5 protein-coding genes are annotated in these 6,588 nt (G+C 40.4%); 1 reads left to right on the top strand and 4 read right to left on the bottom strand.

Annotated elements, in window-relative coordinates:
- Positions 1–366: 366 nt before the first annotated feature.
- The 3 genes from BV375_RS31640 to BV375_RS31645 form a co-directional block, all read right to left on the bottom strand.
- A complete protein-coding gene (locus tag BV375_RS31640) occupies positions 367–1,767 on the bottom strand; it encodes an ATP-binding protein (RefSeq protein ID WP_086767915.1) in 1,401 nt (466 codons plus the stop codon).
- A 139-nt stretch (positions 1,768–1,906) separates the two neighbouring features.
- Positions 1,907–2,053, bottom strand: a complete 147-nt coding sequence (locus tag BV375_RS37365; RefSeq protein ID WP_166507575.1) for a hypothetical protein — start codon at positions 2,051–2,053, stop codon at positions 1,907–1,909.
- Positions 2,054–2,125: 72 nt separating this feature from the next.
- Positions 2,126–2,878: a PAP/fibrillin family protein gene (locus tag BV375_RS31645; protein WP_086767917.1), complete on the bottom strand. Its 753-nt coding sequence runs from the start codon at positions 2,876–2,878 to the stop codon at positions 2,126–2,128.
- Between the two features lie 284 nt (positions 2,879–3,162).
- Here BV375_RS31645 and BV375_RS31650 point away from each other — a divergent pair, with 284 nt between their 5' ends.
- Positions 3,163–4,602, top strand: a complete 1,440-nt coding sequence (locus BV375_RS31650) for a Rieske 2Fe-2S domain-containing protein (RefSeq protein ID WP_086767919.1) — start codon at positions 3,163–3,165, stop codon at positions 4,600–4,602.
- Positions 4,603–5,376: 774 nt separating this feature from the next.
- Here the strand turns inward: BV375_RS31650 and BV375_RS36345 are convergent.
- On the bottom strand, positions 5,377–5,535 hold the full coding sequence (locus tag BV375_RS36345; protein WP_166507576.1) for a hypothetical protein: 159 nt from the start codon (positions 5,533–5,535) through the stop codon (positions 5,377–5,379).
- Positions 5,536–6,588 lie beyond the last annotated feature (1,053 nt).

Here is a 6,588-nt window from a genome sequence, read left to right on the forward strand (position 1 = left end):
TTTATCTGTGTTCATCTGTGGTTTTTTTATTCTTATTCGGATTTTTGCAAGAAGTCTATTAATACCAATTCAAATAATGTTTGCGACACATCAATATATTCTAGAGGGCAAGGCAATGCCCATTGGTGTCAACTTAAGCTCAAACGCTTATCCCACACACGTTTTACCCCACCCCTTAATCCCCTCCCCGCCTGCGGGGAGGGGAAGTTTTGGCTTTAGACAAAACTGGGGTGGGGTGACGAGGATCGTAATGGTAGGTGAGTGAATACAAAATCACCTTTTAACAAGGGTTTCACGTTAAGTTGACACGTATGGGCAATGCCTTGCCCCTACCATCTGTCGCATTCTTTTTTCAAATTGGTATAATTACGAATTCTTTTGACGAATAGGTATTTGGATCAAAATCTCAGTACCTTGATTGGTTGTTGAAAAACAATTCAACTTTCCACCATGTTTTTCTGTAATGATTTGATAACTGATAGACATCCCCATTCCGGTGCCGCTACCAATAGGTTTAGTAGTAAAGAATGGATTCCACATTTTTTGTTGAACCTCATCAGTCATTCCTATACCATTATCTGCGATCGCAATTTCGATCCAATTAGTATCGATAACTGAAGTACGAATGATAATTTGGTTGGGATTTGCCTGTATTTGCTCAAAAGAGAGCTTACGATTTTTTTCTTCTATGGCATCAATGGCATTTGTGCAAATATTCATAAATACCTGATTTAATTGTCCCGCATAACATTCTATTAAGGGTAATTTGCTATAGTTTTTGATAACTTCAATACTTGGAATTTGTGCTTTTTCTTTGAGGCGATGTTGCAAAATCAATAGTGTACTTTCGATGCCTGCGTGAATATCAACTTCTTTAAATTCTGCTTCATCCATACGAGAAAAAGTTCGCAAAGATAAAACTATTTCTCTGATGCGTTGAGTACCCAATTTCATAGATTTGAGAGTTTTGGGTAAATCTGTTTGGATGAACGCAAAATCAAGCTCAGTCAACAAGTCTTGAATTTCTGGCTGATTTAAATTGTGTTGTTGATACAGGTCAATCAATTGCAATAAATCTTGGGTATATTGTTCTACATGGATGAGATTGCCATGAATAAAATTGACGGGGTTGTTAATTTCGTGTGCTACTCCAGCAACCAATTGTCCCAAGCTCGACATTTTTTCTGATTGCAGCATTTGGATTTGGGTGCGTTTGAGTTCTTGGAGAGTCTGTTCTAAATTTTCTGCCTGTTTGCGAAGTTCGTTTTCCATTTGTTTGCGTAAGCGAAGCTCGTCGTAGAGATCGCTCATATCTCTAGCGACGACAACAACAGTATTTTCTGCCATCACAGCAATACTGGCTTCAAACCAAACTTCTCGATCGCCAATGGGCAAACTATATTCTGTTTTCACAGTTTTTTTGGTTGCGATCGCTTGTTGAACGCAACCAAGAAAATAGTCGGCAAAAGCAGAAGGTAACACTTCATGCATAGTTTTGCCGACCAATTCCGCAGGAGGTTTATATAAAGAGGGAGCGCTGCTAGGCGCAATTTTTAAATATCTACCCTCGGCGTTGAGAACAATAATCACATCTTCTATAGCATTAAATAATGCAAGTAATTCTGTTTGAGAATGATTGAGAAGATCATGTTCTTGTTGGGCGATGATAGCTTGATATTTATGATTACATTCTGCTAACTGCTGCTTTAATTTAGCATTTTCGAGCTTAAGGAAAATTAATTCATCATCTGGTACTTCTTGAGCCAAGCTATCACCTCTTTTTTACTATTAAACAGATATTTGAATTATCAAGCCAGTACTTTTTCTCAGAGAGGAATTACACTTTATCGAACTAGCGTGTTTATCTACCACAAAATGATTCTGGCTAATTCGGGAATTACCTCAATTATTTAATAATCACAGATTGCCGATCTGCTTCTTGTACTGCGCGGTAAATCTCTGTTTTAAAAGCAAAATAAAGTTGTAGCACCAGAGAGTATGCGGGAACTGCGATCGCCAAATCTACACCCATATTCATCTCGAATGGCTCCATTCGGAAATCTATTTCTATGAGTCAGTATGCCCATTTAATGTATAGTATGTAACGTCATCACCTTGTCAGTTATTACTGGCGTTCACATACCAACACTGTCCCCCGTTCACTACGAGTAATCCGTAATTCTTCATCAAGATAGAGAATTTCTACACGACCTTTAGGCGATCGCTTCATGCTAAAAGAAACTTCTCCGGTTTCTAGATTCATTCCTTGCGGAGGAACTATACCAAACAGCAGCCTGAAAACAGCCGACTTCAATTTTTTCTGCCAACTTATCCCCGAAGGTGGTTGTTGATTGCCAAAAACTGCTTGCCACCCTGCCATGTTTGTTGGCTCTTGCGGTGCTAAAGTGCCTCCGGTAAATTGTACTTGCAGCACTGTTTCATTCAGAGGAGAACAGACTCCTTGGGTGCGAATAGTCCCAGCTAGTTTAGAAAGTGACTCATCAATTGTCGTAAATTCCACAATAATATCGTGGCTGCGCTGTTCTCCATTGCCCAACAAAAACACAGGTTGTAGCACTCGCTGAATGACTACTTTTAGTTGCGTTGGTTGAAACATCTCGAAAGCTACGCGACCAAGAGTGTAGGCAAAGCTGCCATCTGGAAGTTGCTCTCCTTCCGGAAAATTTGGCGCACTAATCAATAACCAATTACTATCCAGTAGCGTACCGCTATGAGTTGGTGCGATCGCTGGGTTGAGTGATTGCAGATTCTCAATAGCACCAATTACGTGTTTGTCTTTGGTATTTCCACCATTAGCAGCAAGCGCCTGACGCAAATCTTGTTTTGCAGCTTCACATTTTCTAGTATCTACTGCCATAGGTTGAAATTGTCTAGCTCAACTGATGTTAATTTAGCAAGAAAGGCAGAAGAATTCTGTCTGCGTACATAAGAGCGATCGCTTGAAGCAAGAGTTTGAGCAAGCCACCAAAATCTTCAATTTAGCGGACTGCAATCGATGTGGTTGAAAGCCCATACCATATTGCTAGCTTCTGCCTTCTTCACACCATCAGTTGATTTCTCAACTCTTCCGCACCATCACCGTGAAAAAATTGTTACATTTTGTGTAGATAGGCGATTAAATCTTTGTTTAAAACTCCCACCATGTCTAACACTGTTTTACAGTCAGAGGAAAATTCTCTGAACGTAACATCCCAAATTCAACCAGTACAAGAGCTTCCTGCTGGTGGACGCGATCCAGAGCGTTTTGACTGGCGGGAGGTTTGGTATCCTGTGCATTACATCGAAGATTTAGATAAATCCCAGCTAACTCGCTTCACCTTACTAGAGCGCGATCTTGTAATTTGGTGGGATAAAAATGAACAGACGTGGCGAGCCTTTGCAGACCAATGCCCGCATCGTTTAGCGCCACTTTCGGAAGGCAGAATTAATGAGAATGGCTGGGTAGAATGTCCTTATCATGGCTGGGCCTTTTCTGGAACGGGTAAGTGCGAATTGATTCCGCAACAAATAGAAACTGGAAAGGCAGAAGTTTCTCAACGTGCTTGCGTTACTTCCTTTCCCACCGCAGTTCGTCAAGGGCTGTTGTTTGTATATGCAGGGCGTGCAGAAAATGCACCCCATACTAAAGTTCCGATTGTCGATATTTTGGAAGAAGAATCTGAAGGCTGGGTTTGCCTGAATACATTTCGAGACATACCTTATGATGCGCTGACGTTGATGGAAAACGTCCTCGACTCTAGCCATATCCCTTACACGCACCATCGCACCGTCGGTAACCGAGCTAACGTGTCTGCTGTGGAATTGGAGATCGTAGAATCAGGAAAATGGGGGTTTAAAGGAGTTTGGGAAGAAGGCCCCCGCAAAGGAACTTTAGGGCGGCAGGATACTACCTTTATTGCTCCCGGATTGATGTGGCATGACCTTACTTCCAAGCAATTTGGCAGGACACTGACAGTAGTATATGCAACTCCGATTCGCAAAGGAGAATGCCGATTATTTGCCCGCTTTCCCTTCAAGTTTTCCTCAAAATTACCAGGTTTGTTTCTCAAGCTAACTCCACGCTGGTACTCACACCTTAATCAAAATAACGTGTTGGAAGACGATCAGATTTTCTTGCATTACCAAGAACGGTATCTGGAAAAACGCGGCGGCAGTGCTAACTTTACCAAGGCATTTTATTTGCCAACCAAAGCCGATCTTTTTGTATCTCAGTTGCGTTCTTGGGTTAATCAATATAGTGCAGAGTCATTTCCTGGCGAGACTCTTCCTGCACCATTATCTAAGGAATTATTATTAGATAGATATCATTCTCATACGAAAAAATGTGCTAGCTGCCGCCCTGCCCTACGTAACTTGCAATGGTTGCGGGTGAGATTAGCTGTGGTGACAGGATTTATTTGGGCTTTGCTTCCCTTACTAGTGTTGATTCAGGGTCAAGTATCTCCCTTAACAGTGGCTATTTCCAGCTTGGCTGTTTTTCTTGGTGGCGGAATCTGGTTGAGTTTGGGCAAGTTGGAGAAGCGATTTTTTCAAGGGGGGGAAACTCCGCCGAGGAATTTGCCGGAGAAAGGTAGAAGGTAGTCTTAATAGACTTCTTGCAGAAGTCGGTTAAAGGGAAAGGGGAAAAGGGGAAAGGAACTCAAAACCCTTTCCCCCCTCTTGCAAAAATATATTTTTGCAAGAGACTCCATGAGCTGCGCTCACAAGGAACAATGAAAATGATTTTGGAATGATTTTGCGTTGTTTCAGCCTCTATTTTCAAGGCAGGTCTTAATGAAGATGGGCATGAGGCATTGGATTACATACATTCATTGTCAACATCTTGAGGTAGTTGATAAATGACTTTCCATTTGTCATCAACATCAGGATGTTTTTGATAAACAAAGCGACATAGATAAGATACATCACGATATTTGTGGTAAACGTCTTGATGTTATTTATGAATGAGAGGGTGCATCCCAGTTTTTATTTTGCAACTATAGAATAACTGTCATTGCGTAAAGCCTACGGCATAGCTTCGCTTAGCGCGTAGCGTCTCGTAGAGAGGAGGAACGACGTAGGCGGAGCCTTCCCGAAGGGTAGCAATCACAAAATCTTCAACTAAGAACGAGTCCATGCGATTGCTTCGCTCCGCTCGCAATGACGTTCAAAAAAGTGGGATGCTCCCTGAATGAGACGACAGTGATGAGATACATCACGATATTTGTGGTAAATGTCGTAACAAGATAGATAAACAAGCTCTTGTTTGCAATAAACTGGCTTAACAAGAGCGATCGCTTGGGAGCATCTCACCTTTGCAAATATATCCGGCGATTAGAAATCGCGCCTACACAAACGAAGTCCGCCTGCGCGGACTTAAGGAATTTGAAACCCGCGTAGGCGGGTTTTGTATGTATAGCCAAGCCACTGCATTGGACGGGTTTCCCGGCTTGAAGCAAGTGGCGCGCGAATTCCATTCGCCAGGGCTAATAATATTTTTACCAAAGTGAGATGCTCCTGATCGCTTTCCATCATAGCCCTATCCTCGCCTGCTACGGTGTACACACAAGCCGCAAAATGTTAATCACCAAAAAGTAGCCAAGGTTACATAAAACTTTAACAGTTATATATATCAATAGAGCTTGTTAAGATCCATTGATACTGAGATGATAATAATCAAGAATCAAATCACAAAAGCTACTTTTACTTAGCTTTTATTGCATAGGTCGTAAAGCTTTATTTAACTTTTAAAGCTGAAATATTTTAGAAGTTAATGATGAGCAGGTATGAAGAGATGTAACTAAATATGTGCGAAACCGTACTGATCTCCTACATTGAGTGTTTATATAATTAAGAAAGAAGCATATTAATGCCATTGCTACTTAAGGAGAAAAGTTGATTAAGAAATAATTAATCTATCAGGAATCTATGAGTTTTCAAGCTCTACAATTTCTTATTTTCTAACTCATTAAGAAGTAGGCAAACCTATCGGAGTCATACCATTTTGGATTTTAGATTGTGAAACATTTATTGGATAAGCCTTTCAAATTTCCATCTGTCGCAATTATTTTTCAAATTGGTGTTAGTTCTATGATTAAGTAGAACGGTGTGGAAAACAAAACTATGTTAAGAAAAATCAAATAGTCTTAAACCCTCTTCCCTCCTGCCTGATCCCAACAATAAATATTCACGCCAACCTAGTTAACCTTTTTTAATCGGTTTAGAAAAATCAAAATAAGATCCAATTTTTCTAGCGTATATACGAGTATTTGAACGTTAATTTTCTAACAGAATATCTTTCCTCAATATTTTTCGTAAAAGTCTTATTTGGGGTCGTGTAAAAATAAATTAAACAATTTATTATTTGTAGTGCGAGCATCTTGCTCGCGCGAGCAAGATGCTCGCACTACTTATTTTTATTCGATGCCTTTTGTAAAAATTAAAAATTTTAGATGAGTTTTGCGCCAAAGGGATAAAAAAGTGTTAACAACTGCAAAAAGAGAGAATCCCAGATGAACCTAGAGTTATTTTTCCAACGCACAGAAGTTTTACACAAGCGGTTAGCTGATTTATATCAAACAGCTACTG

It is taken from the genome of Nostoc sp. 106C (assembly GCF_002154725.1).
GTDB lineage: Bacteria > Cyanobacteriota > Cyanobacteriia > Cyanobacteriales > Nostocaceae > Aulosira.